This is a genomic window from Brevibacillus massiliensis (genome assembly GCF_000311785.1).
Lineage (GTDB): Bacteria > Bacillota > Bacilli > Brevibacillales > Brevibacillaceae > Brevibacillus_C > Brevibacillus_C massiliensis.
This window is the reverse complement of sequence record NZ_HE978539.1, coordinates 57,431-83,226: the sequence shown is the minus strand read 5'-3', so window position 1 is coordinate 83,226 and position 25,796 is coordinate 57,431. Positions and strand designations below refer to the sequence as shown.

Genomic DNA, 25,796 nt, shown 5'->3' with positions numbered 1-25,796 from the left:
ACTCTACGCCCTTCTCTTCCGGCGCAGCTGGTAGTAGGTAACGGCCAAAGCCAGCGCCAATACGACCCCTTTGATAATATCGTAGGCGTAGTAGGGAAGGTTGAGCATGGTCATCCCGTTCAGCAGTACCCCGATCAGGATGGCTCCGACGAAGGTGCCGAATACGTTTGGCTTTCCTGCGCCAAATACGGAAAAGCCGACGAAAGCGGCAGCAACCGCATCCATCAACATGGATCCGCCGCTGCTCACCTGCCCCGTCCCGATGCGGGCTGCCAGAAGCATGCCGCCAAGTCCGGCAAAAAGGCCGGAGAGGACATAAGCAAGCGTGCGGTACCGATCCACCGGAATGCCGGATAAGCGGGCCGCCTCCAGATTGCCGCCCGTCATGTACAGCATCCGTCCCTGTCTGGTGTAGGTCAAATAGATATGCGTGATCACGACGAGCAAAAAGGTTAAAATCACCGGCACCGGAATCGAGAGGATTTCTCCCTGTCCCAGCCAGAGATACCACTGCTGAAATTTTCCCGGCGCGGTTGTCCCATCGCTCATCGGCATATTGGCATAGATGGAGTAGCCTTTGGAATACGTCATATGAATGCCATTGACAATGTACAGCATGGCCAAGGTGGCCAACAAGTCGGGAATCCGGATTTTCACCACGAGCAGTGCATTGATAAGACCTACCAGCAGACTGACTACAATCGGCACCACCAATGTGACAACCGCCCCCTGCTCATACCAGACCATCATCGAGGCAGTGACAACGGTGGTCAGGGAGACCGTCGATCCGACTGACAGGTCAAAACCTCCGACGATCAACGAAAAGGTAACTCCGATCGCAACGAACGTGACAATCGAGATGGAGCGCAAGATATCTGCAATATTGTCATAGGTAAAGAAATAGGGATTTGTCAGACTAAATACCAGCATGACGATCACGATCACGGCGACTGTTCCGTATTTATAGACAAGATCAAACAAACTGATTTTCTTTGCCTCCACCTTATTCACCTCCGCTTGCGTAGTACATGATCAATTCTTGCGTAGCCTGCTCGCGGCTCAGTTCTTTGACGATCTTCCCTTCGAACATCACCAGAATCCGGTCTGCGATCCCGATCACTTCCTGAAATTCGCAGGAAAAATAGAGGACTCCCTTTTTTTGTTCCACGAGATTGCCGATCAGCCGATAGATGTCGCTCTTTGCCCCGATATCGACTCCTTTGGTCGGTTCGTCAAACATAAAGACGTCGCATTCCGTGCCAAGCCACTTGCCGATCGCCACTTTTTGCTGATTGCCCCCGCTGAGAAACCCGACCAGTTGGCTGATATCCGCAGTCTTCACGTCCAGTTTGTTCACCAGCTCCCTGGCATGGCCGGACTCCATCCCCCGGCGGATAAATCCCAGCGGCGACCACTTTGCCAGCGTCGTCACGGACAGGTTGTTTTTGACCGATTCCTCGACAAAAATGCCTTCCTTGCGCCGCTCTTCCGGTACGAGCACGATCCCCGCCTCGACAGCGTCTTTTGGACTGCGAAAATGCACCTGCCTCCCTTTGAGGGTGACCTTGCCCCCTTCCATCCCGTCCGCGCCAAACAGCAGCCGGGCCAGCTCGGTTTTCCCGGCGCCGACCAGACCGACGACCCCGACGATCTCTCCCTCCCGCACTGTCAGATCGGCGCCGCTCACTTTGCCGCCGGCGGCTCCCGTTACCTCCAGCAGCGGCTCTCCGATCGGCACCTGCACTTTGGGGAACTCCTCGGCAAAGGACTTCCCCAACATATGGGTGATGACTTCGTCAAGATTGGTCTCGCTGGTCTTCTTGGTGGTCACATTTCTGCCATCCCGCATGATCGTAATGCGGTCGCAAATCTGGAAAATCTCCGGCAGCCGGTGAGAGATGTAGATAATTCCGACTCCGTTCTGTTTCAGGCGGGCAATGATCTGAAACAGCCGCTCGCTCTCCTTGCTGCTCAGCGGGGCGGTCGGTTCGTCAAAGATCACCAGTTTTGCTTTCTGCACAGTGGCCCGGGCAATCAAGATCAGCTGCTTTTCTGACAGGGTACACGCTTCCACATGCTTTTTCACGGGAATCGAAAAGCCCAGGCTTTGCAGGATTTCTTCCGCTTGAGAATAGAGGCGCTGCCAGTTGATCAGTCCCTTTGCTTTCGTCTGCACCAGTTGGTCCAACAGGATATTTTCCGCCACGCTCAAATACGGGATCAGCGCCGTATCCACTTCCTGGTAGACACATTGAATCCCGAGGGCCTTGGCATCCTGCGGAGAGTGGATGGCTGCCTCACTGCCATCCAGCGAAATCGTCCCTGCGTCCGCCTGGTAAGCCCCCGTCAGAATTTTCATCAGGGTGCTTTTTCCCGCCCCATTGGCGCCGAGCAGAGCGTGCACCTCGCCCCCCTTCACCTCGAAATCGACCGAGCGAAGGGCCGGGACACCTGAAAAATGCTTGATGATCCCGTTCATCTGCAAATGAGTCATCATGTATCCCCCCTTTTCATAGGAAGACCCGTTGATCGATCAACGGGACTAACCAAACAGATCACCTGCCTTACTTGCCCCAATCTTTGATGTACTCAGGCAGATCCTCCATCGTCACCTTTTTGTCTTTCGGCAAATCCGCAAAGTCGACAAGCACGGGATTTAGCTTCACGCTGTCCGGGACTTCCTCCCCGTTGATCTTCTTAAAGACCGTTTGTGCCTGAATCAAGCCGATATTGGCCGGATCGACCGCGGCCGTTGCCACCCAGGGGGAATTTTCCTCCTGAACCATTTGCAGATCCTCATCGCTTAAATCAATCGAGTACACTTTAATCTCTGTCCGTCCGGCCTGTTGAATCGCGCGTGTCGCTCCTTTGGCAAATTCATCCCAGGAGGCCCACACGGCTGTGATGTCGCCTTTATTCGGGTACTTTTTCAAAATGGCTTCCATCTGTGTCTGCGTATCCAAAGCGGTGTTGTTGGAAGCCGTCCCAAACGCGGCAATCTCTTTTATATCCGGGTACTTCTTCAAAAAGGCTTCATACGTTACTTGACGCTTCTCCATCGGGGCAAAACCGGCCACCCAGATTTTGACGATACCGCCTTTACCGCCTGTATCGGCAGCCAGCTTCTCCAGGCTCAGTTCTGCCAGCTTGTTGTCATCCTGCTCTACCACCGGCACGCCTGGAAGCTTGATATCGGTGTCAAACAAGACAACCGGAATGTTTCTGCTTACGGCTTTTTCGGCCCCCTGCTGCAGCGCCTCTGCGGTACCATGGTCGATCAAAATGCCGTCGAAATGCTGGTTGACCGCGGCATCCAGGTTGGAAGCCATTTTTGCCAGATCGCCATCGGCATTAAAGACGGTCAGCTCGCCGCCATTTTTCTCTACTTCCTTTTTGACGCCATTGATGTACTGGGCTGAGAAAGTGCCCACGTTTTGACGCATCACGAGCGCAATCCGCTTCGCTTTTTCGCCTGAAGCTTGATTGCCGCCCGTACCGCTGCTGCTGCCTCCCGCTCCGCATCCCGTCAGGACAACAGACAATGCCAACGTGATCGCTAAAGCAATACCAAACCTCTTTTTCACTGTGTTTCCCCCTTTTTTTTGTTGCCCAAAGAAGCAGCCGCAGATGCGCACCAAAAAAGCCTCTTTCGTACAGAAAGAGGCTTCCATCAACGATTCCGGCCTCTCATCTGTCAGGTATTTTCATACCTGTAGGAGTTAGCACCTTGGCGCGGGGGAGCGCAGCTCTCTCTTTGCTAGGTTGCCGGGCGTCATAGGGCCTGTCCCTCAGCCTTCTCTGGATAAGAGTAATGATGATTCGCAACTGTATTTCGTATTGTGAATACAGAATATAATATGCATTACCGATTTGTCAACTTGGTTTTTAACGGGATTGTTGATTGAATGCTTCCAGCCATGCGAGTCCGCCATTTGGGCCCGACCCCGTGCAGGCTTATTCTGCCGCTTCCCTGAAGGACCGCAAACGAGCCAGCCCGAAAGTCGCAACAATCGCAACAGCAACCCCCAACGCTCCGATCCAGGTGATCGACGCCAACGAAACTTGACCCACGACCACACCGCCAATCCCTGCTCCGGCAGCCATGGCCAATTGCATCATCGACTGATTGAGACCGAGCATCACACCCGAAGATTCAGGCGCAAGTGTGACCAAATTGTATTGTTGTGTCGGGCCCGATGACCAGGCCGCAAAGGACCAGATTAAAAGCAAGGGGAATACCGCAATGTAGGAGTGCGGTATGAGGGCCAGAACGACAAGGGATATGATATGCAGGGTCATCCCGCCCATCAGCGTAAAGGACGGCCCCCACTTGTCCGTACTGTAGCCTCCAAATTTAGATCCGACGAGGCTGGCGATACCGAAAGCGAGCAATGCCCCGTTTAACATTTTTTCGCTCATTCCGGCAACGGTCAAAAGGTAAGGCGATATATACGTATAAGCGATCGAATACCCTCCCAGCCAGAAGAAGGTGATGGATAAGCCCAAAGCGACTTTCGGATTTCTTAAAAAGGAAATCTGTTTGCGCAGAGGTACGGGTTGATCCCCTTTCATGCGCGGAATGGCAAAGAAAATAACAACCATTCCCATTAGTCCTAAAAGGGCGATTCCAGCAAAAACTGACTGCCAGCCATAGGTGAAAGCGACAATTCTTCCAAGCGGCACACCAATAATTAAAGAGGCTGTAAATCCCATCACGACTGTCGCGATGGAACTGGCCTGCTTGCCTGGCGGGGCTATTTTAGCCGCAATGCTCAGTGCCGTAACGACAACCATCCCCGCTCCAAGCGCCATGACAACGCGCGCGGCCATAAATGCCTCAAATCCCTGCAGGGCAAACGAGAGGATATTTCCTATGACAAATATACCGAACGCAGAAGCGAGCAATCTGCGTCTGTCGACGCTTGCCGTGACCGCCATCAGAACGGGGGTGCCGATCGCGTAAGCAAGTGAGTAAACGGTAATAAGCTGACCCGCAGCCATCAGGGTAATCCCCATCGTATCCGCAATTTTATCCAGAATGCCAGATATGATATACTGAGACGTTCCCACTAAAAAGCTGACGATTGCCAATGCGTAAATTTTCCATGTGTTCGACAAGCTCTCTCCACTCCTGTTTGTTTGGATCTGATGATTTTTTTGTCTGTTAAGACGATTGTTTCGACATATTAGGAAATATAGATATATGTTTAAGCAAAAAAGAACTCAATTCGATATATCCCGATATGTCAATATGTTGAGCTGAAATGAAACTGAATATCTCCTGAGAGAAATTCAGTTCGTCTATAAATCCCGCTTCATGAATTCAGCGATTTCCTGAATGGCCTGCTCATCCCTTTTAAAGTAAGTAAACTTCCCAATTCGGGTGGTCTTTATCAGCCCAGCCCGCTGCAGAATGGAAAGATACTGTGAAGCCGTTGACTGCGTCATATTCAACTTTTTGGTAATTTGACCTACACATACCCCAGTTTCCCTTAGATCAACCCCTTCGTGGGGAGTAAAGTGATGTTCCGGTTCTTTCAGCCATTGTAATATTTGCAGCCTCGATTCATTGGACAGGGCCTTGAAAATTTCGATTGGTTTCATACACATCATTATATCGAGAATTCTCGATGTGTCAATTTTTTTGCCTTCGGCCTTGTTATACGTCGGTAATCTTGTCAACAACAAGCCGACAAACGCAGCGTCCGGTTGACAGCGCCAAGCAGGCTGCCAAGTTGACCCAATTGGCAACCGGCAGCCTGCGAAAGACTCGCTGTCCAAATCACTGACGTGTGAAGATGACAAGGGTTATCATTCCAAAAAGTGTCTTGGCGTCGCCCTCTTTAGTAGAACGGGGGATCTGTCCCACGCACCGCTACACTTGCAGCTCCAATCTCACCTTTTCCTGATAGGCAAACCTGGTATGGATATCGGTGATCACTTCCACCTGGCTCTCCGGGGTCTGAACCGAGTAGATCAGCTCTTTCCCTTGAAATTGGATATGCGTAATCGTTCCAGTCAGTCCCGTTGCCGGCTCATTCCACTTCTTCAAGCTGATTTGATCGGGTCTGACAGGCAGGAGATTGTGTTTGTGAAAAAACGAAAAAAAGTGGGGGGATTGAATCGTGACCGGTTCCCGAGCGTTGGCGGGTACAAACGTGCTGGGATTTAGCCACGTACCTGATAAAAAGTTGGCTCTCCCTACAAACTTGGCGACAAATGGCGTTTGCGGCGTAAAATAGATGTCTTGCGGCGTCCCCACTTGCTCGATTCTGCCTTCCTTCATCACGACGATGCGGTCTGCCATCGCCAGAGCTTCCGACTGATCGTGGGTGACGTAAACGATAGATGTACCCAACTCCCGGTGAATCTCCTGAATCTCCTTTCTCATCTGAATGCGCAATTCCGCGTCCAAACTGCTCAACGGCTCATCCATCAGCAGCACGGAAGGGTTAAAGACAACCGCCCGCGCCAGCGAAACCCGCTGGCGCTGCCCGCCGGACAGTTGATTGGGGTAACGCCGTTCAAACCCGCCCAGCCCGACCATTTCCAAAACCTCTTTTACCCGTTTTTGCGGATTCTGTTTATACGCTGGCGAGATGTCGGACTGATGTTTTAGCGGAAACGCCACATTTTCATAGACGGTCATATGCGGCCAGAGGGCAAACGATTGAAACACCATTCCAATCCGTCTCTCTTCCGGAGGTTTCCTGAATTCGGCACTGGCCACCAATTCATCATTGAGCCAGATTTCGCCAGCCGACGGCGATTCAAATCCCGCGATCAGCCGCAGCAAGGTCGTTTTCCCGCAGCCGCTTGGCCCAAGCAGGGCGATAAATTCCCCGCGTTTGATGGAGAGGTCAACATGGTGCAGAGCCGTTACCTGCCCGAATTTCTTGTTGACTCCCCGGATGATCGTCCCATTCATCTTGCTTCCCTCCTTCGCCACCATTGTTTCATCAATCCCCCGAGTGAGATGGCCAGTCCGATGGCAGCCACGATTACCGTGGAAAAGGCCGTGCTGTTCGCAGTCTGTCCAGCCTGTTCCAAATTGAAAATGACGACGCCGATTGTTGCCGTTCCAGATGACCAGAGCAAAGAAGAGATCGTCAATTCCGTAACAGATGTTAAAAAAACGAGAAAGGCTCCCGTCAGGATGCCAGGCAGGTACAGCGGGATGAGCACCTTTTGCCAGCGAGCCAGCAAGCCCGCTCCGTTTATCCTGGCCGCTTCCTCCACTTCATTGCCGATCTGCAGCATGGCGCTCGAACTGCTCCTCACCTGCAAGATCAGGAATCTCGTCAGATAGGCAACCAGAATCATCCAGATTGTGCCGTAAATACCGGGCTGCCATCCGGGGAACGGCTCGATCCAGGTCAGGATCATGGCCAGAGCCAGCACGATTCCAGGCAGCGCATAAGGGAGCGATACTGCGCCCTCTATGGCCTTGAGCAAAATCGTCGGCTGCTTTACTCGCCAGTAGGCCAACAGCGTTCCCGCCACCATGCAGATGACTGTCGTCATCGAGGCGAGAGCCAGACTGTTCCTGATCGCGCCTTGGGAAGCCGCATTGCCTGCCAGGACAAACCGAAAGTTGTCCCAGGTCAGGTTTTCCAGCGTAAAAGCAAGCCCATATGCCTTGAGAAAAGAAGTGGCTGCCATTGCCAGCAGGGGAACGACGCTTGTTCCAAGCAGAAAGATCCACACCAGCCCTTCCAGCAGAAAACGCTTCTTGCCGAGCGGATAGCGAATCGAGCGGTCTTCGGCGTCCGTCTGGTCCAAACGGTTATTTCGCACCAGCATCCACTGGGCGCCGGTTCCAAGGAGGGCAATCACACCTAAAATGATCGATAGAGCCGCTGTTCGGGCAAAAGCGCTGGGGCCAAACCCGATCACTTGTTCATAAATCAGGGTGCTCAGCACTGTGACTCCTTCCGGGATGCCGAGAAATGCAGGGATGCCAAAGTTATCGAGGCTGGCGATAAAAGCCAGCAATCCGCCCCCGGCTATCCCGGGCAAAGCGAGCGGCAGCGTCACCTGGCGAAATACCTTCATCCCCTCGGCACCCGATGCCCGCGCCGCCCATTCCAATTCTTTGGGGATGCGGTACAAGACGGACAGCGTCAGCAGATAGACCAGGGGATAATGCGTCAGTCCCATCACGACGATAATCCCGTCCAATCCGTAGACATTCCATAAGGAAGCCCATTTATTCAGAAATCCTGTCGGGCCAGCCAATTGCGTCCACGCCAGTGAAGTCACATAGGAGGGAATAAGTAACGGCATCAGGGCCAGAAGGTGAATCCAGCCCTTTCTCCGGATATCCGTATAAGCGCAAATCCAGGCTAATCCGACTCCGATCACAACGGCGATCGCGGTAGATCCGCCCGCGACCCAGCAGGTGTTTTCAACAGCCAGCCAGGTCCGCGGGTCGGCCAGGATTTCCGTAAAATGGGTAAGGCCGATCCCTGTATCTGTCTTCACGCTGAGAAACGTCAGCTTGAGCAGCGGAAAGAGGAAGAAGCAGGCAACCAGCGCCAAGGTCGTCCACTTGCCGATTTCGCCCAGATGGAAGCGCCGCAATGGAGGAAGCGGGTTCTTTAGCCGGTTTTCTTTCCAAGCCGCCTGGAGCTTACTTTCCACCGATCATCTCTCCAAATTTCTTTTTGTCTTCCTCGCGCGTCTCTTCCAACTCTTGCGGATTGGCCGACAAAACGTTCAGTTGATCGATCGATTTTAGTCCTTCCGGCGCTTTCACGCCTTTTCGTATCGGCGTATAGCCCAGACTTGAAGCCACGTTTTGCCCTTCTTCCGAGAGCACGAAATCGACAAACGCCTTCGCCGCTTCCGCATTTTGCGTCGCTTTTAAAATCCCAATCGGCTCGGTAATGACCGGGACTCCCTCTTTCGGATACACAAGCTCAACCGGAGAACCTTCCTTTTTCGCTTGGGCCACCATGTAATCCACAATCATTCCGTAATCCTTTTCGCCGCTTGCCAGGCTTTTCAACACAGCGCCATTCCCTTTTACGACTGTCACCTTGTTCGCCGCAAGCGCCTGAAAATAATCCCACCCAAATCCTTCCTGCCTGATCAGAACGCCCAGGTTATAGGCGGCCGCCCCCGAATACAGCGGACTTGGCATAATGCCCTTTTCAGCCGCAGCCGGAGAGGTCAACACCTTCCAGCTATCTGGCAGCTCCGTGACGTTCTTTGTATTTACAGCCAATACGGTAGACATGATTTTTGTTCCGTAGTAGGTCCCATCGGCATCTTTCAACTCGTCGGGGATTTCGTCAGCCTCTTTTGACTGATAGGGCAGCAGCAAGTCCCGCTTCTTTAAACTGATAAAGGTGGGAGCGTCGGCAACCAGCAGGACATCCGCTTTCACATTGTTGGTTTCCGCCTCTGCCAGCAAACGGCTGATCACCTCTTCGGTGCCGGAGCGGAACAGCTCCACTTTCACATCCGGATACTTCTTGGTGAAGGCGTCAATCAGCGCCGCCGCATCCTTGTCCGGTTGCGACGTGTAGAAGTGGAGTGTTCCTTCGACTTTCGGCGCCTCCACGGTTACGGCAGCATTAGCCGTTGGCTTTGGGGCGGCCTCGCTTGACTGCTGCCCTGCGGGTGTGGCGCCACAAGCACCCAGGCTGGCAGCAGTCAGGACAGTAAGAATGGGCAAAGCGATTTTCTTCGTAACAGCACTCAACATAATAGACTCCCCCTAAATGGATCAGCGATTGGGCTCACTGTCAGTCTTGAAACCACTTCATCATTTTGGTTTTCAATGCGGTATTCGTCATGTTTAACTGCAGCGGGGTCACGGTAATATAGCCGTTGCAAAGCTGTTGGAAATCGTTCTCCTCGTCGTTCAAGCTCAGTTCGGCCAGGTTGTCTTTCAGCCAATAGCATAAATAGCCGTGCGGATCATTCAAGCCAACGTACTGATAGCGCAGCACATCCATCCCGAGTTGGGTCACTGCCACCCCGCTCACCATTTCTTTTGACAAGTACGGAAGGTTAATGTTCAACACGTGTTCAGCGCTGTGCTTGTGTTGAAAAAGGGTTTCAAACACCCTGTAAGCCAATGGTTCGACAATGGAAAAATCCGCGTCTTTCTTAAAGGTGGCCAGCGATACGGCAATAGAAGGGATTTGGTACATCACGCCCTCGACCGCTGCCGAGATGGTCCCCGAGTAAAATACATCCCGTCCGAGGTTCGGACCGAGATTGATTCCCGAAATGACAAAATCGGGCTTTTCTTTCAAAATGACCTCGACCGCCATTTTGACACAGTCTGCCGGCGTTCCGTTGACAGCCCACGCCTCGCAGGGCATTTGAAAAAAATTTACCTTGTTTGCTTTCAAGGGAGACTTGAGTGTAATGGCATGGCTGATCGCGCTTCTTTCCTGATCCGGACAAACAACAAAGACCTCGCCAAACGGCTGCAACGCTCGCGCAAGGTGATACACACCATTCGAAAAAATGCCGTCATCATTGGTAACTAGTATTTTATAGGACATGTTCACGGCTCCTATCGCTTGACCACACTTTGCAGGTACTTCGCGCTTTGTTTCAAGTCTTCAGTCTCTTTGGAAAAGTCGATTCCTTCGACGACGATGATCGTTTCTTTTTCCATGATCACAGGCAGGATGGATTGCAGTGCCACATCGCCTTGTCCAAGCGGAAGATGCAGTTGGTTCACGGTCGCGTCACTAATATGCACCTTGCTGATCCAGCGCAGTTCCCGGTAAAAATCGACGAGGGGATAAGTGAGCGGAACGTGAGCCACGTCGAAGGTTGTACTGACGGGATAAGCGATCCTCGCGGTCAGTTCATTCATATCTGCCGGGGTTACAATAAACTCTTTTTTGATTGGTTCGATATGTTCGATGGATAAGTCCAATCCAAGTTTTCCGGCTTCTTTTGCAAGCGTGTTGAGCTTTTGCGTGAGAATGTCCATATGCCAACCCTTCCAGCTCTGCGAGAGGGTGACCCGCCCGGGATGGATCGTGACATTCCTGGCTCCCAACTGGGCCGCCAGGATAAACGACTTGGTGATTTCCGCCACCGATTGTTCCCGGATTCCTTGATTGAGCGAACAGAGATTCAAATCCCAACTGGCTGCATGAAGCGTCAACGACATATTCTCCCGAGCTGCAACCTGCTTGATTTTTGCCGCATCGCTCTGATGAAACCAGACGTGCTCGGCCCATATCTCTACTCCCTGAAACCCATGCTGTTTCGCTATCAGAATCGCTTCTTCTACCGGATAAGACCACATCAGGGTTGATGAGACATAAAACAAGTCCACCACTCCTTTACTTCAGGCGGGATATCTACACTTCCGATTGGATGCGGATTCCTTGACCCATACCCGTGAAAGTCGCTGCCTCCTGAACGAATTAAGTTGTACTGCTGTGCTTCCCGCTCCCATTTTGTTGTCTGCTCGGGCGAATGCTTTGCATGGTAAACCTCTACTCCGTCTATCCCATACTCGACTAAAAGCTTGAAATCAAACTCGAACGGATAGATGCCGGGATGCGCCAGGATGGCGATTCCGCCGATCTCACGGGTTAACTCAATCGCTTCCCGGGCAGTAAAAACCGGTCTGGGCACATACGCTGGACAGCCTTTTTGCAGCAGCTTGCCAAAAACCTCCCGCGGGTCCGTTCCGTACCCGTGTGAAACCAACACCTCCGCGATGTGGGTGCGGACCACAACCCCTCCCTTGGCCCGGGCCAGACAATCCGCAAAGGGTATCTCCATTCCCAACTGCCGGCACTTGCCGACAATCTCTTTGGCCCAATCGATGCGCTCTTGCTTCCGTCGATCGATGATATAGTGCAGACGGGGATCGGCGATGTCAAAGCCATAACCCAGGATGTGCAGTTCGCCGTCCGGACCGTCCGTGTTCCATTCAATTCCCGGGAGCACCCGGACTTTTGCTTGTTTGCTTTCTTCCCTGATGGCAAGGTAGCCGTCGATCGAGTCGTGATCGGTAATCGCTAAATAACGGACGCCCACTTGCTGCGCCTCGTCTAGCAGCTCCCGAGGAGTCATAAGTCCGTCAGATGCCGTCGTGTGTGTATGCAGATCGATCATGTTACACTCCCCCCTCTCGTTTCACCCTGGCTTCATTTTAGAAAATAAGTTTTAATCCCGAATAAGCAGAGTGATAAGCTTTTATGAAGCGCCGCTGCTCTTCTCGGCAGGTAAACGTCATCACGCATCCATCCGACATTCGGGTAAGAATGTGTGATGTTTGAACATAGATTCGCAGCGCTTTCAATGTCTTTTGCAAAGATTTTGTAAATGATTTACAAATTTTTAACATTCTTTTGTGCGGGGGGATCCATGACACATGCTCCGAGATAAGGATACCCGGCTCCGCAAGCTTTTTGGCGGAGCCTAAGTTGCGGCGCACGGACGGGGCATAGTTAGCCGAACAAAAAAAGTGCGGCCTCCTCAGTTCACTGAGAAAGCCGCAGCTTTGTTTCCTTCCTTGCTGATTCCTTGCCTTTACGCTTCCATTGACGGGAGCACACGATCGCCTGGGCGTTTCCCATCAAACATGTGACCTCAACCATTCCACGATCTTCTCCCTCAGCTCAGCCATGTGCCGCGAAAAGCTGTGGTCGGCCCCTTCGATTAGAAAAAGCTCCTTTGGTCCATTATACTCCTGGTAAAACTGCCTGGACCCTTCCGCCGGAACAGCCGGATCTTCTGTACCGTGGATCAGCAGAACCGGATCGGCATAGGTTTGGCCGACTTGCAGCGGAGAGTGATTCTGCCGGGCAATGTCGCGCACGAAATTCGGCTGCAAAAAGTAACCTTTGCCAAAAAAGTGCGAGATTGTCTCGCCTGCCAAGGACGCCGCCCACATCTGTGGCCCAAGGATGATCTCACGAAAGTTTTCTTCGGGATGAATGACCGGAGCCAACGCGATCCGTCCAGAAATCAAATGATCCGTGTCTTCATGGAGAAGCACGACACATCCGCCCAGACTATGCCCGAGAAGAAACAATGGCCCCTTCTGAAGAGCCGACTGCTTTTTCACCCAGTGGACGACTTCGCGCAGGTCGCTTTTCCAGCCCGTGATCGTCGTATCGACGGCAAATTCTCCTTCGCTTTCTCCCGAGCCGGCATATTCAAAGCGAACAACCGCAAAGCCGGCTGCTTCAATGCCATTCGCCACATGCAGATTAAATTGGTTGCCGCCCACTTTTTCCCCGGTAAATCCGTGACAAACAATCACGACAGGGGGATTGCTCACGCCCTGCGGCTGATGAACCATCGCCGACAGACGTTTTCCTCTGCTCTCAATCCAGACATGATCTTTCACAAGTATCGCTCCTCTCCAAAAGTCGCTGTTATCCCGATGGTTGGCGAAAAACTGCCATGTACATGCGCAGCCCCCAATCCCGCCGCTGTAAATGGCACAAGTAACGGCAACAACCATTTCCCACGATTCGTAATTACGGGAATATTCGGTATGAAATGGGGGTACCTTTTCCTTTTTAGCCAACGTTCTATATTCAACAAAAAGCCTGCAGACCCTGTTCCTTACGATGCTCAAATTTAATATTATCAATTATGATTATGCCATTTTGAGCAACGGTACCTCCTCTCAGACTATCATTTCGCAAATTGTATATTCTAAATTCCCTGAACGTTTAATTTACGGATGATTACGTGGCTATGGTAAAAATATTTCTATTTATGCTAATATATGTATCTAATTAACGGGGATCTTTTATAACTCTTACTCTAACGATATAAAAAGAAAAAAAGCTGCCGGGATTTTCCCGACAGCCTTAACCATGGATGGCTTGACCCGTTACGTTCAACACGGCTTCCAACAGGCTTTCTGACAGTGTCGGATGGGCCGCGATAAAATCTTCCATGGCATCCGCAGTCATTTCCGTGTGCAGCATGATTGTTCCCTGGCCGATCAACTCGGTCGCCCGGGGGCCGACAATCGTAATCCCGACGATCTCGTTGAACTTCGGCTCGACAATCACTTTCACTTTCCCTGTCTGTTCATTTAGAATCAACGCTTTTCCGTTCGCCGTAAATGCGAATTCCCCAATGCGAACATCCCCGTACTTTTCTCTGGCCTGCATCTCCGTAAGCCCCACACTGGCGATCTCCGGTGACGTATAGATACAGCGGGGAACGGCGTGATAAGAAACGCTTTTCTCAATGCCGCATGCGTTGAGCGCTGCCACTTCTCCCTCGTGAAAGGCAACATGGGCAAGCTGAATACCGCCAATCACATCGCCGCAGGCATATATATGAGAGGCACTCGTCTGCATGTTTTCGTTTACCTGGATGCCTTGCCTGGAATACGTTACACCAATCCGGTCCAAGCCCAGCTCCTCTACTCGCGGCTTTCGGCCAATTGCCACCAATACACGTTCTGCCTGTATTTCTTCCACTCTGTCTCTTTTTTGCACGGTCGCTGTTTTCGCCGCTGCATCCAAGCTTTGCAGCGAAGTCCCGGTGTAAATGGTTACCCCCGCCGCCTCCAACTGCCGGGTTAACACCTCCGCAATATCGCGGTCTTCCCCCGGCAACAGCTGCCCTGCCATCTCTACCACGGTAACCTTTGTTCCCATTCTGCTGTAGATGCTGGCAAATTCACAGCCGATGACTCCTCCCCCCACGATCAGCAAGCTGGCGGGGATGCCGGGAAGCGACATCGCCTGGCTGCTGTGAATGATCCAGTGTCCATCAAAAGGAGCAAACGGCAGCTCGATCGGCTCGGAGCCCGTTGCGAGGATAAAGCGGTCAGCGGTGATCTGCTCGGCTCCGTCCGCTTTTTCCACTTTCACGATCCGGTCTGTCAAAAAAGCTGCCTTCCCCTTGATTACCTGCACCTGGTTCTTCTTCATCAAATAGCCTACTCCGAGGACAAGCTTTTTCATCACCTTCCCTTTATACTGCTGGACGCCTCGCCAATTGACGGATACTCCGTCAGCCGGCACGTCGATCCCGAAGGCTGCGGCTCGCTTCACCTTTTCATAGGTTTCCGCACTTTCCAGAAGCGACTTCGTCGGGATGCATCCCTCATTGAGACAAGTGCCGCCCAATTGCTGATGCTCTATGATTGTCACCTGCTGTCCTTTGCGGGCAGCTGTTATCGCAGCTACGTAACCTGCCGGTCCTCCACCGATAATCACTACGGTTCCCACGGGTCTCCTCCTTACAACAACAGAGTGTACGGGTGTTCCAGGTAATCCTTGACGCTTCCCAGGAATTGAGCGGCCGGCGCTCCATCCAACACGCGGTGGTCAAATGTCAGGCTGAGCGGAAGCAGGCTGCACCGCGTAAGTTCTTCTCCCCGGTACATCGGAACTGCCTCGATCGCCCCGACACCAAGAATCCCGGCTTCCGGAGGATTCAATACAGGTGTAAAATACTCGACCCCGTAAGCTCCCAAATTGCTGATCGTAAAGGTAGATCCCTTCATTTCGTCACCGCTTAGCTGGTTATTGCGGGCCCGCTCGCCCAACGATTTGATCGCTTTTGAGATTTCCAGCAAAGTGAGCGTGTCGGCGTGACGAATCACCGGAACCACCAAGCCCTTCTCCAGCGCGACAGCGATTCCCAGGTGAACATGTCCATATGTTTCGATTCGCGCTTCTTGCTGATTGGCGAAATAAGCGCTGTTCAGCTGTTTGTGCTTCTTCAGCGAGAGGACGACAGCCCGGGCGATAAAGTCGGTAACGGTAAGTTTTCCTTCCTGGCGTCTTTCAATCTCAACCGCCAGTTGTTTTTGCAGCGAGAGCAGCTCGGTCAGATCGACCTTGGCCGTCATCGTCAGCTGGGCGCTCTGCTGCAAGCTCTCCAGCATCCGGGTGGCAATTACCTTTCGCATACCGATAACCGGAGTAGTCTCCACCACCTCCTGGGCAGAAGCAGTCTGCATGGGTGCAGGTGTAGAAGCTGAAGCAGCAGCTGAAGCTGGGGTTGTCGCTACCGGCCCGGAAGCAGCACGGCTCGCCAAAGCCTTTTCTACATCTTCTTTCGTGATGCGGCCTTGCGGGCCTGTACCCACGATGGACTCCAGATTTAGCCCTGCTTCTTCGGCGATTTTTTTGGCAACGGGGGAAATTTTCAAGCTGCTGCCTTTGTTCGCGGCTGGCGCCGGAACGGCTTTCTCTTCCATCATCGCTGTTGCCGCCACCTCCTGGTGCTCCGCGGTTCCTGCTGCCGCATGGGAAGTGGTCTCCAGATTCTCCCCTGACTGTCCGATATAGCCGAGCACCGTTCCATAGGGTACGACCCCGCCATCGGCGACGGCGATCGCGAGCAAAATGCCATCCGCCGGCGCTTCCAGTTCCATCTCAATTTTTTCCGAACTGATATCCACAATTCCCTCGCCCTTGGTGACCTGATCGCCAACTTTCTTTTTCCAGCCGATCACGGTTCCTTCTGCCATGGACATTCCCAATTTCGGCATAATGACTTCTGCAGCCATGTTTTCGATTCACTCCTTCGTTCGTCGGATAAATGGGCACCCCTTCCCATGTTTGGAGGAGTGCCCCGCGTCATGTTTAGGAAACGGCCATGATGGAAGCGTCACCAATCAGTTCCGAGACGACTTCAATCACTTTTTTCGGGGTGGGCAGATACAAATCTTCGAGTGGCGGCGAAAACGGCACAGGTGTATGCGGAGCCGTAATCCGTTTGATTGGCGCATCCAGGGTATCAAATCCTTTGTCGGCGACAAGCGCGGCGATATCAGCCGCGATGCCGCAGCGCGGATTCGCTTCGTCAATGACGATCAAGCGGTTGGTCTTGGCAACGGAAGAGAGAATTGTTTCTTCATCCAGCGGAGACAAGCTGCGGGGGTCCACGACCTCGATTTCAATCCCTTTTTTGGCAAGCAGCTCTGCCGCTTCCAGGGCCGTATGCACCTGCTTGCCGATGGCCACGATGGTCAAATCCGAGCCGGTTCGCTTAATGTCCGCTTGGCCTAACGGAATCGTATAATGGCCTTCCGGAACCTCTCCTGTCATGTTGTAAAGGGTCTTGTCTTCAAAGAAAATAACCGGATCATTATCGGCGATAGCGGCCAGGAGCAAGCCTTTCGCATCGTATGGCGTTGATGGGACGACTACCTTGACCCCTGGTATATGGGTGAACATGGCGTACAAACTTTGCGAATGCTGGGCCGCGGCGCGGAACCCTGCCCCGTGCATGGTTCGAATCGTGATCGGCACCTGGGCTTTGCCGCCAAACATGTAGCGGAACTTGGCCCCCTGATTCATCACCTGGTCAAGACAACTGCCAATGAAATCGTTGAACATCAGCTCGGCAATCGGCCGCAGGCCTGTGGCGGCAGCCGCCATGGCCGCACCGACATACCCGGCTTCCGTGATCGGCGTATCCAGCACGCGGTCACGGCCAAATGTCTGGACCAAGCCTTTGGTCACACCCAGAACGCCGCCCCACGCTTCGTCATCCTGCAGATGATCGACCTGGGCTCCCCCCGCTACGTCTTCTCCCATCAGAACTACATTTTCATCCTGCTCCATCGCGATCTTCATCGCTTCGTTGATCGCTTTTGAAAAACTGATCATTCTCGCCATGATTTCTCCTCCCTTCCATTAATAAGAGACGTACACATCGGTCAACAGCTCGCTTGCGTCCGGGTATGGACTCTCTTCGGCAAAACGGATGGCCTTCTGAATCGACTGCTCGACTGCCTCCTCCATCTCAGTCAATTCTTCTTCCGTGAAAAGCTGCTGCTCTGTCAGATAATCCCGGAAAATCTTGATCGCATCCTGCTCATGCGCGTGCTTTTGCTTATCCGTTTCCGTTTTGTACTTCTGGGCATCTCCCTCAAAATGTCCGTAGTTGCGATAGGTGATGCACTCGATCAGGGTAGGCCCCTCTCCGTTTCTGGCCCTTTTCACAGCTTCTTCTGCAACGCGGTAGACCTCCATCACATTTTTGCCGTCGACAGTCACGCCGGGTATATTGTAAGCGGTTGCGCGATCAGCGATATTTATGCAGCTCGACGCATACGTAAACGGTGTCGCCTCCGCGTATCCGTTGTTCTCGGCAACAAATATCACGGGCAGCTTCCAAATCGCGGCCAGGTTGATTCCCTCATGAAATGTCCCCTGATTGTTGGCTCCGTCACCAAAAAAGCAAGCGCTTACACTTTGCGTCTTTTTCAGCTTGGCCGTCAGTGCGGCACCGCAAGCCAAGGGGAAGCCTCCGCCCACGATTCCGTTTGCGCCCAGCATCCCTTTATCCAAATCGGCGATGTGCATGGAGCCGCCTTTCCCTTTGCACAAACCCGTTGCCTTCCCATAAATTTCGGCCATCATTCCATCCAGATCACAGCCTTTGGCAATGCAGTGGCCATGTCCACGGTGAGTGCTCGTAATCGAGTCCTTTACGTCAAGATGGGCCCCGACTCCCACCGCAATGGCTTCCTCCCCCGCGTACAAATGAACAAATCCCGGCAATTTTCCTTGGCCGAACAGGAGATGCACGGCATCTTCAAACTTGCGGATCTCCAGCATTTTCTGGTACATCCACCTGGCCTTGTCCTGTGACAATACCTTGTTTTCTTTTGCGGTTACTTCCATACGATCTTCCTCCCATCTTTCCTTCATGTCCCAACTTGAAACACGGTGATCCATCACGCAATCCTCCAACGGCTGACCTGCCTTCCCCCTTTCTTTCCTTATCCCAAAAGCAAGTCGTGTGCCAACACAGCAAACGCTCTCCTTTCGCTGAAAACAGGGGGTTGCCATCTCTTCTTTCCGGGAGGCGGCAATACAAAATGAGACAGAGTCCCAAATTGTCTCATTCTTTCCCAGAATCGTTTTAAGACCGTTTTTGCGCAACAAAATAGCCACCAGTGCCTAAACACCGATGGCTCTTGGTTTTTCTTCCATTACACGTGCACGTGATATCTTCTTCGGTACTCCTCAACCGTTTTTTGCACACCCTCCAGTTTGAACGGCGAATAGTCGCGATACTCGGCAAAGAGTCCCTGCAGTGCAAGCTGCTGTTTGATCAATCTGACAAACGATTCTGCGCTTGACTTGCCAAGCCGCTCGGAAAGGCTGGACATGCTCGCCGGTTCCACAATGGGATGATCCGCTGAAGATGATCCTCCGGCAGCGCGTTCATAAAAGGCTTTGACCAGCCTCCCTCTGGCCTCCCCGCTGCCTTCTGCCAGCACGAATGCCTGGATGATGACCGCCCTGGTTTGCCTTCTTTGGGCAATCCCGCAGAACTTCTTTCCATTCACGCTTACGTCGAATTCTCCGGGACAGTACGAGCCGCTTACTTCGCCTGTGCTGACCCTGCAAGCCCAACGTTCGAGGCTCTGGCGAATAAGCTCAGCCATCAGGACAAAATGGCGCTGTACATCCAGACTGCCTTGCCGGTTGGGCAAAATCAGCGACAGATTGACAACCCCAGGATCCAAGGGAACGGCTGCTCCTCCCGAATTGCGGACCGTGACCGAATATCCCTGACCCTGCAGCCACTTGATTGCCTCCTGGACCTGCGGAAGCTTCCAGTCTCTTGAGCCCAGCACAAATGCTCTTTGATGCCTCCAGATATGAACGGTTGGTTCCAGCAGCCCTTCTCCTACCTGCCGTCCGTATACCTCGTCAAAAGCAAAAGGCACTGTTATGTCCCCAGTCATGATTGCGGAAGTGGTATCGATTACACTGAGCCGTGCAGGCAAGCTTACGCTGTCCATCTCTTCTCCTTTCTGCGCTGCCTTACAGGTTGTACTTTTGCAATTTCCTGTAAAAGGTGCTTCGTGGAATTCCCAAAAGACCAGCCGCTGCCGAAGCGCTTCCATTTGTTTTCCGCAACGCCTGGATGATCGATTGTTTTTCAATCTCCTCTCGATAGGTCAGCTTGGCGAAGCGAACCGGCAGCCTCTCAGGGGGAGCGGGCCCGTTTTCGCGCTCCGGGAGATGATCTGGCACGGCTGCTGGAGCTTTGCCCCTCGATCCAGACTGGAACAGCTCCTGCAGCAGAAGCGGTATTTCCTCGTCGCCGATAATGCTGATGCGTTCCAGCGTATTGAACAGCTCCCGAATATTCCCTGGCCAGTCGTATTCCATGAGCTGCTGTATGATGTGAGGGATTGCCGGCAGCTCGAGATTGTTTTTCCGGCAGTAATAGCGGATCAGATAGGGGATGTCTTCTTTCCGTTCGCGCAAGGGCGGCACATGGAGAGGGAAAACGTGCAGTCGGTAGTACAGGTCCTCGCGAAATGTCCCCGCCTTCACCAGTTGCGTAATATCCCGGTGTGTCGCAGTTATGACGCGGATGTTTACCGGTATTTCGGAAGTGCTGCCAATGGGCGTCACTTTCCTTTCCTGTAAGACACGCAGCAGCGCAACCTGCATTTGATGAGGAATCTCCCCAATTTCATCAAGAAACAAGGTGCCTCCATTTGCCTGCTCCAGTTTTCCTTTGTACCCGTGGCGGCGCGAACCGGTAAACGCTCCTTCCGCGTAGCCAAACAGTTCGCTTTCGATCAGGTCCTTGGGAATAGCGCCACAATTCATCGCGACAAAGGGACCCGATTTATATGGACTGTTCTCATGGATGGCCCGAGCGACAAGCTCCTTTCCGGTGCCGCTTTCCCCCCGGATAAACACATTTACGCTGCTGCGGGAAATGCGTTCAATCTGCTTCAGAACGCGCTGGAACGAAATGCTCGTTCCCGCTTCACCATGGAATAAAATGGGATTCAGCGAGAAAGGCAGCGTCACAGCAGCATGGCGGGAGTTCACGGCTGCCTCCAGCAAGAAGGCACTGTATCCAAGCAGCCCACCGTGTTGTTTGGAGTAGACAGGGGTTCGCTTTCGTTCCACATACCCGTATTCGCGCAGCAAGTCCTGGTAGTCGCATTTGCTCGGCCATTGCAATACCTTTTGCCGCACTACCTTATTGGCAAAGATGACCTGCTGTTTCTGGTTCAAAATCACGATCGGCTGATTGGTTTCCGCGAGTTCCCACGTGCAGCGAATCAGCTCCAACTCGTCCAGCTCGCGCCTTCTGCTCCATTCTTGCTCGATCGTATAGGCAATGGAAGAAACGATCGCCAGCATATTGGGATGACTGTGCTCCAGCGGACAGGAGATATCGAGAATACCTACCAGCCTGCCTTCTTCATCGTGAATGGGCGCCGCGGAGCAGCTCCATTTATGGGAAGCTACCGAGTAGTGCTCCGTGCCGCTGACCAGTATCGGTTCTTTGGCATGGAGCGCCGTCCCGATTGCATTTGTTCCCACCTCATCCTCCGTCCAGCGAACACCCTCCACAAAATTTATGTCTCCGGCGTATTGCAGGATCGGCTTTTTCCCTTTCATGGAGAGCACATAGCCCTCAGGATCAATCAGTATGGCGATCATCCCGGTGTCTGCAATAAATTTGGACATCTTCTCTACATGCGGCAAAGTAATATCCAGCAATTCCTGATACTTTTTCTTCTGGCTGTCAAAGGACTCGCCAGTCAGAATTTCCCGCCCTGTGCCCAGATACGGATTGACATACCTGTTTTTACAGCGAATCCACGATTCCGTTATTCGCTTATTGATGCGTGCAGAGTCGATTACACCTTCTTGTACAAAACGTTTCCACATTTTCGAAGAAAGCGTTTCGTTAAACAAGGAGCCGCCCCCCTTTGCCTTTTCTCATGAATAAGGGAATTACCTTTAGCTTACCGTTTTCCGATAAATTTCTCAATATTTTGAATAGCTTGTCGCAAATACGGATGACTCAGTGGGGTCATAGCCAAGGAAGCCTTCGTCGTAATCGAAAAGCGAATGCAGCCCGCCTCCTAAAGGGAGTACGGACTGCATTTTTCGCCAATTCCGATTGGCTGGTTATCACCGTTGCCAGATGAGCCATTCTTATCCACATTGCATTTCACAAACAACACAGTCAAATTGCTGTTTGACAAGACGAAGAAAGAAAGCAGTCCACTCGCGGGAAGCGGTGAAGGCGAGGGCAAGTCTGCCAGATTGATCTGGGCGATGAAAGACTGATTGTACTGCTTCCATGCAGGCCATTCGACGTTCTCCGGCAAATCGGGGCTGCCGCCGACTTTGCTTGCGCCAATGGGAATGCCTTCATCATCTCCGCCGGGCTCATCATCCAGCGGGATTTTGACCCTTTATGAACTGATCGAGAATCCGATTGAATTTTTCGTCATGCTCCCAAAACATCATATGCCCCCCTAACACTTCTACGGCAGATTTTGGAGCATGCTGTTCAACAAACCTCTTTGCTTTAGCAGCCCAATGCTCTGCAATGATGGTAAGGGTCGGCACAGACTCACTTGCGAGTTTGGCTTCTTCCCGGTAATCGGAGAACATCCCGGACGCAAACAAATTTGCCGCGATGTAATGAGGTGTTTTTAAAGACTGCTCAATAATCCAGTTGAGCTCTGTTTCCTCCAGCTCTCTCTGAACCATTACTTCTGTCGCGTATGCCGCTACAAACTCCCGCTGCTTTTCGGAATCTCTTAGATAATGGTTATAGACTGCCGCAATCTCATCAAGCGGTCCTTCCACCCAGTCCTGTTCATGGTTGATCGATAGCGGCTTGGCCGACAAATCGATAAAGACCAGCGATTTTATATTCTTGGTCCCGTGCTGCCTGATATATTCCCACATCGTCAAACATCCGAATGACCAACCAATCAACGTAACGTCCTTCAATTCCAATGCTTCCATCACTTTTGCCAAATCCGAGCCGTGTGTCGCATAATCATTTCCATGCATCGTAATGGACGATCTTCCATGACTTCTCGGGTCTATTGCAATGACTCTGTTCGTTTTTTGAAAATGTTCGACTTGCTTATGAAACACTTCGGTGGTAAACGTCCATCCGGGAATAAAGACAATGGGATCCCCATTTCCGATATCCTGAACAAAAATTTCAACACCCGGTTCCACCTTCAGATACTTTCCGCCCTGAATCATCACTGCCCCTCCTCTTTCTGAATGGTTACTTTTTTTATCACTATTCTATGAAACCGGTAAAAAACCTTTTCCAAGCAGAAGTGTAGATACGTCGTTTTCCGTTTACCCCATCGCTGCCGTACGACAGCGAAAGCGACTGCGTCCGCATAACCTCCTACCGGTTCCGATTCCGATACAGCAAGTAGATAAAAAACGGCGCCCCAACACCTGCAGTGAACACGCCCGCTGGAATGTCGAGTGGCAAAAATACCGTTCTCGCCGCCGTGTCCGACACGAGCACGAGCAGTGCGCCGACGAGCGCAGCGGCGGGAATGAGCGTGCCGAACGACGGTCCGACGAGCTTTCTGGCAATATGCGGGCCGATCAGTCCAACGAAGCCGACTGCCCTAGCGACCGACACCGCTGAACCGGCGAGCCCGACGCTGACGGCGAGCAGCACGCCCCGGTGCAGCTGTACCGGGGCGCCGAGCCCTTTCGCGACGTCGTCTCCGAACTCTTGCACGGTAATGTTATTCGGTAGCTGCCCAGCGTGATTTGGAAGCTTTTGTTGAACCGCGTCATCGCATACAATGGCGCCATCATCAAAAAAGCGTAGCGTTTCGCAAATTGCGAAGCGCTGACCATGCGCGACGGAGAGCGTAAGACGCCATTTAAACGATCCAAGTACGCACCGCACACGTCCAGATCGAGCAAATCCAGCGTCCGGACGGAATCCGTGCTGCGCCCGCCAGATTCCAAATGAAAACATGCCGCCAAATCAGCCCACTCCTGATCCTCAAACCGAACCTGTGCCGCCAATTCCGTTTCCCCCTTTGCCAAGCCAGATTACGTGATACTAATTAATGCAGAATTTGTTCCGGCTGAACATGGATATTTCCGGCCGATGTTTGGAGTAATCTGTTCCTGGGGTGGGGTAAAAAACGTTGGCTGGACCGGTTAATACACAAAAGGCATCGCGTAGTTTAAAGTTAAAATAGGAGCAAACATCCAGAGGCTGGTGATTTTAACATTGTCCTGGCCGTTTTATCAAGCGGCAAATGTCTAGACCACCCTGATCAGGTGGTATCTTCGCATGTGTATGTGGAGGGCGGAGGGATTCGGCCCCCCCCCCGTCCGAAAACAGCGATACATAAGCATCGCGCAGTCACTCCTTTATGTTTCGGTATTGGATACGCGAAGGGACACCCTGCCCCAGCACCTGGCATGAGTTACCTTCTTTCTTTGGTTCTAGGGAGGAAGAAATTCACTTATTTTGCATTTGCTTTCCCCATTTTGCCAGTGATTTTAGAGAGGGTACCAAGTCCATTCCCGCTTCAGTCTGGGAGTACTCTACTCTTGGAGGAATTTCCATATACATCTTACGAGCAACGAGCCCATACTCCTCCATTTCCTTTAATGCTTGAGACAACATCATATTTGTAATTCCATCAATCTTCCGTTTCAACTCGTTGTAACGCAAAGTATTGTTTTGCCACAAAGCCCAGATAATAGGAAGTCGCCATTTACCTCCTATGATGTTCAAAGCATAGGTTAATGGGCATCATTTCTATTTTTGTATCCCGTTTGTTCACTATTCATCGCGAAGGCTCCTTTAAATCAGTTTTTACTGACTTAGTCATAAATTACTGCGTACTTGTTTTACCTTAACTATGCACTAAAATTATATTGTAGGTAAACGCGTAAAGAGAGGTGAGAAAGATGAATGTAAATTATGAAATTATATCTGTTAAGAAGTTGAATGCTGTAGGGAGCTATGCAATGAACTTATGGCTTTTCAGAAGTCGAAATCACAGATCAAACCAGAATTGTTTGACAACATGAATTTTGACACAAGGATGATTCCTTCAATAAATCGTGCAATACACAACCATATTGTGGTAGTAAAAGCCGATGATAAACCAGTAGGTTATGTCAAATATCTCCCCCAAAGAAACGTATGCAAACGAGTTTGCCACTTTTTTTGACCTTTCTTCTGTCAGCAGAAAAAATGTCGGTTGTTTATCTCAATTTTATCTTAAAGAAGAGTATAGACAATATGGGATTGGATCAGCACTCTTCCATATGTCAATGGTGTGGTTCATGCAATTTGACGATGTCGAAGATTATTTTTTCTTTGTTTCGAATGGCAATCATAACGCCCTGGAGTTCTATAAACGCAAAGGTTTTTCAGTTAGTCATGATATATTGGACGGTTTTATAACCGTTTTACGAAACAATAAACAAAAATTGCATGACGCTTGGCGGTGTCATGAGTAAAGGAAGCGAAAAGGAGCATACCATGTTACTTACCACAATAGGTTTTTCCAAAAAATCGCTGCGGACCTTTGTGTCAGCCCTTCAGACAAACAAAGTTACACGTCTTATTGATACACGTCTGCAAAACACATCTCAACTGGCTGGCTTCGCCAAAAAGGATGACCTGGAATTTATTTTGGAACTGCTGAATATCGAATACGTTCATGATCTTTCGCTTGCTCCGACGGAAGGCCTGCTGAAGGCCATTAAACACAAAGATATTTCTTGGGGAGAGTTTGAGACTGCATTCCTGGATTTATTATCTCAACGAAAAATTGAAACAGGAATGCAGAAAATGTTGGGTGACGGTGTTCCGTGTTTCTTATGCAGCGAAGAGAAGCCTCATCATTGCCACAGAAGATTGGTTGTTGAATATTTAAGGGAATTTGACAACCGCATCGAAATCGTTCATCTATAGCGAAACATCTAAAGGAACTGGATATCTAGCCGAATGCTTTCATCTTTACTAAAAAACAGGGTCTGTCAAGATTTTTTTTATGAAAATGTCGGCTC

23 protein-coding genes, 1 pseudogene and 1 riboswitch are annotated in these 25,796 nt (G+C 51.6%); of the genes and pseudogenes, 2 read left to right on the top strand and 22 right to left on the bottom strand.

Translation table 11 applies throughout. The features are described from left to right. Positions 1 to 3: 3 nt before the first annotated feature. The 22 genes and pseudogenes from HGBM_RS11205 to HGBM_RS27225 form a co-directional block, all read right to left on the bottom strand. Positions 4 to 1,002 (bottom strand): ABC transporter permease, encoded by a 999-nt coding sequence (locus tag HGBM_RS11205; protein ID WP_019121197.1) that lies wholly within the window; start codon positions 1,000 to 1,002, stop codon positions 4 to 6. A 1-nt stretch (position 1,003) separates the two neighbouring features. Continuing rightward, entirely contained in the window at positions 1,004 to 2,494 is a 1,491-nt protein-coding gene (locus tag HGBM_RS11200) for a sugar ABC transporter ATP-binding protein (protein WP_019121196.1), read from the bottom strand. A gap of 70 nt (positions 2,495 to 2,564) precedes the next feature. Then, on the bottom strand, positions 2,565 to 3,584 hold the full coding sequence (locus tag HGBM_RS11195; protein ID WP_026074334.1) for a sugar ABC transporter substrate-binding protein: 1,020 nt from the start codon (positions 3,582 to 3,584) through the stop codon (positions 2,565 to 2,567). A 100-nt stretch (positions 3,585 to 3,684) separates the two neighbouring features. After that, positions 3,685 to 3,809: riboswitch (SAM riboswitch) on the bottom strand. Between the two features lie 145 nt (positions 3,810 to 3,954). Next, complete coding sequence (locus HGBM_RS11190; RefSeq protein ID WP_019121194.1) at positions 3,955 to 5,118, bottom strand: MFS transporter; 1,164 nt, start codon at positions 5,116 to 5,118, stop codon at positions 3,955 to 3,957. Positions 5,119 to 5,301: 183 nt separating this feature from the next. Further along, positions 5,302 to 5,604 (bottom strand): ArsR/SmtB family transcription factor, encoded by a 303-nt coding sequence (locus tag HGBM_RS11185; protein WP_026074333.1) that lies wholly within the window; start codon positions 5,602 to 5,604, stop codon positions 5,302 to 5,304. A gap of 271 nt (positions 5,605 to 5,875) precedes the next feature. Then, on the bottom strand, positions 5,876 to 6,928 hold the full coding sequence (locus HGBM_RS11180; RefSeq protein WP_019121192.1) for an ABC transporter ATP-binding protein: 1,053 nt from the start codon (positions 6,926 to 6,928) through the stop codon (positions 5,876 to 5,878). Continuing rightward, a complete protein-coding gene (locus tag HGBM_RS11175) occupies positions 6,925 to 8,643 on the bottom strand; it encodes an ABC transporter permease (protein WP_019121191.1) in 1,719 nt (572 codons plus the stop codon). Before HGBM_RS11175 ends, HGBM_RS11180 begins: the two co-directional genes overlap by 4 nt. Further along, complete coding sequence (locus HGBM_RS11170; RefSeq protein ID WP_019121190.1) at positions 8,633 to 9,712, bottom strand: ABC transporter substrate-binding protein; 1,080 nt, start codon at positions 9,710 to 9,712, stop codon at positions 8,633 to 8,635. Before HGBM_RS11170 ends, HGBM_RS11175 begins: the two co-directional genes overlap by 11 nt. A 40-nt stretch (positions 9,713 to 9,752) precedes the next feature. Next, positions 9,753 to 10,523 carry a 5'/3'-nucleotidase SurE gene (gene surE, locus HGBM_RS11165; protein WP_019121189.1) on the bottom strand — a complete coding sequence of 257 codons (771 nt, stop codon included), beginning with the start codon at positions 10,521 to 10,523 and terminating at the stop codon, positions 9,753 to 9,755. Between the two features lie 11 nt (positions 10,524 to 10,534). After that, positions 10,535 to 11,308, bottom strand: coding sequence for a sugar phosphate isomerase/epimerase family protein (locus tag HGBM_RS11160; protein WP_026074332.1), 774 nt, complete (start codon positions 11,306 to 11,308; stop codon positions 10,535 to 10,537). Next, positions 11,284 to 12,105 carry a PHP domain-containing protein gene (locus tag HGBM_RS11155; protein ID WP_019121187.1) on the bottom strand — a complete coding sequence of 274 codons (822 nt, stop codon included), beginning with the start codon at positions 12,103 to 12,105 and terminating at the stop codon, positions 11,284 to 11,286. The genes HGBM_RS11160 and HGBM_RS11155 overlap by 25 nt, the downstream gene beginning before the upstream one ends. Before the next feature lie 463 nt (positions 12,106 to 12,568). Continuing rightward, positions 12,569 to 13,345: an alpha/beta hydrolase gene (locus HGBM_RS11150; protein ID WP_019121186.1), complete on the bottom strand. Its 777-nt coding sequence runs from the start codon at positions 13,343 to 13,345 to the stop codon at positions 12,569 to 12,571. A 472-nt stretch (positions 13,346 to 13,817) separates the two neighbouring features. After that, on the bottom strand, positions 13,818 to 15,197 hold the full coding sequence (gene lpdA / locus HGBM_RS11145; RefSeq protein ID WP_019121185.1) for a dihydrolipoyl dehydrogenase: 1,380 nt from the start codon (positions 15,195 to 15,197) through the stop codon (positions 13,818 to 13,820). Positions 15,198 to 15,208: 11 nt separating this feature from the next. After that, the gene (locus HGBM_RS11140) at positions 15,209 to 16,486 is read right to left on the bottom strand and encodes a dihydrolipoamide acetyltransferase family protein (RefSeq protein ID WP_019121184.1); all 1,278 of its coding nucleotides are present in this window, start codon (positions 16,484 to 16,486) and stop codon (positions 15,209 to 15,211) included. Between the two features lie 76 nt (positions 16,487 to 16,562). Then, positions 16,563 to 17,600, bottom strand: coding sequence for an alpha-ketoacid dehydrogenase subunit beta (locus HGBM_RS11135; protein ID WP_019121183.1), 1,038 nt, complete (start codon positions 17,598 to 17,600; stop codon positions 16,563 to 16,565). A gap of 18 nt (positions 17,601 to 17,618) precedes the next feature. Further along, the gene (locus HGBM_RS11130; RefSeq protein WP_019121182.1) at positions 17,619 to 18,611 is read right to left on the bottom strand and encodes a thiamine pyrophosphate-dependent dehydrogenase E1 component subunit alpha; all 993 of its coding nucleotides are present in this window, start codon (positions 18,609 to 18,611) and stop codon (positions 17,619 to 17,621) included. 311 nt (positions 18,612 to 18,922) lie between these two features. Then, a complete protein-coding gene (locus HGBM_RS11125; RefSeq protein ID WP_019121181.1) occupies positions 18,923 to 19,741 on the bottom strand; it encodes a lipoate--protein ligase family protein in 819 nt (272 codons plus the stop codon). A 22-nt stretch (positions 19,742 to 19,763) separates the two neighbouring features. Then, a complete protein-coding gene (locus tag HGBM_RS11120) occupies positions 19,764 to 21,644 on the bottom strand; it encodes a sigma-54-dependent Fis family transcriptional regulator (RefSeq protein WP_035286929.1) in 1,881 nt (626 codons plus the stop codon). A gap of 197 nt (positions 21,645 to 21,841) precedes the next feature. Beyond that, complete coding sequence (locus tag HGBM_RS29520) at positions 21,842 to 22,123, bottom strand: DUF1963 domain-containing protein (protein ID WP_280990812.1); 282 nt, start codon at positions 22,121 to 22,123, stop codon at positions 21,842 to 21,844. Positions 22,124 to 22,154: 31 nt separating this feature from the next. Beyond that, complete coding sequence (locus HGBM_RS11110; protein WP_019121179.1) at positions 22,155 to 22,988, bottom strand: alpha/beta fold hydrolase; 834 nt, start codon at positions 22,986 to 22,988, stop codon at positions 22,155 to 22,157. Positions 22,989 to 23,142: 154 nt separating this feature from the next. Then, positions 23,143 to 23,496, bottom strand: a pseudogene (locus HGBM_RS31640) (FecCD family ABC transporter permease); the annotation flags it as partial. Between the two features lie 735 nt (positions 23,497 to 24,231). After that, positions 24,232 to 24,510 (bottom strand): winged helix-turn-helix transcriptional regulator, encoded by a 279-nt coding sequence (locus tag HGBM_RS27225; protein WP_051029652.1) that lies wholly within the window; start codon positions 24,508 to 24,510, stop codon positions 24,232 to 24,234. A gap of 386 nt (positions 24,511 to 24,896) precedes the next feature. Here HGBM_RS27225 and HGBM_RS31635 point away from each other — a divergent pair, with 386 nt between their 5' ends. Then, positions 24,897 to 25,244, top strand: coding sequence for a GNAT family N-acetyltransferase (locus HGBM_RS31635; protein WP_245552943.1), 348 nt, complete (start codon positions 24,897 to 24,899; stop codon positions 25,242 to 25,244). A gap of 22 nt (positions 25,245 to 25,266) precedes the next feature. Further along, positions 25,267 to 25,701: a DUF488 domain-containing protein gene (locus tag HGBM_RS11095; RefSeq protein ID WP_019121177.1), complete on the top strand. Its 435-nt coding sequence runs from the start codon at positions 25,267 to 25,269 to the stop codon at positions 25,699 to 25,701. Positions 25,702 to 25,796: the final 95 nt, after the last annotated feature.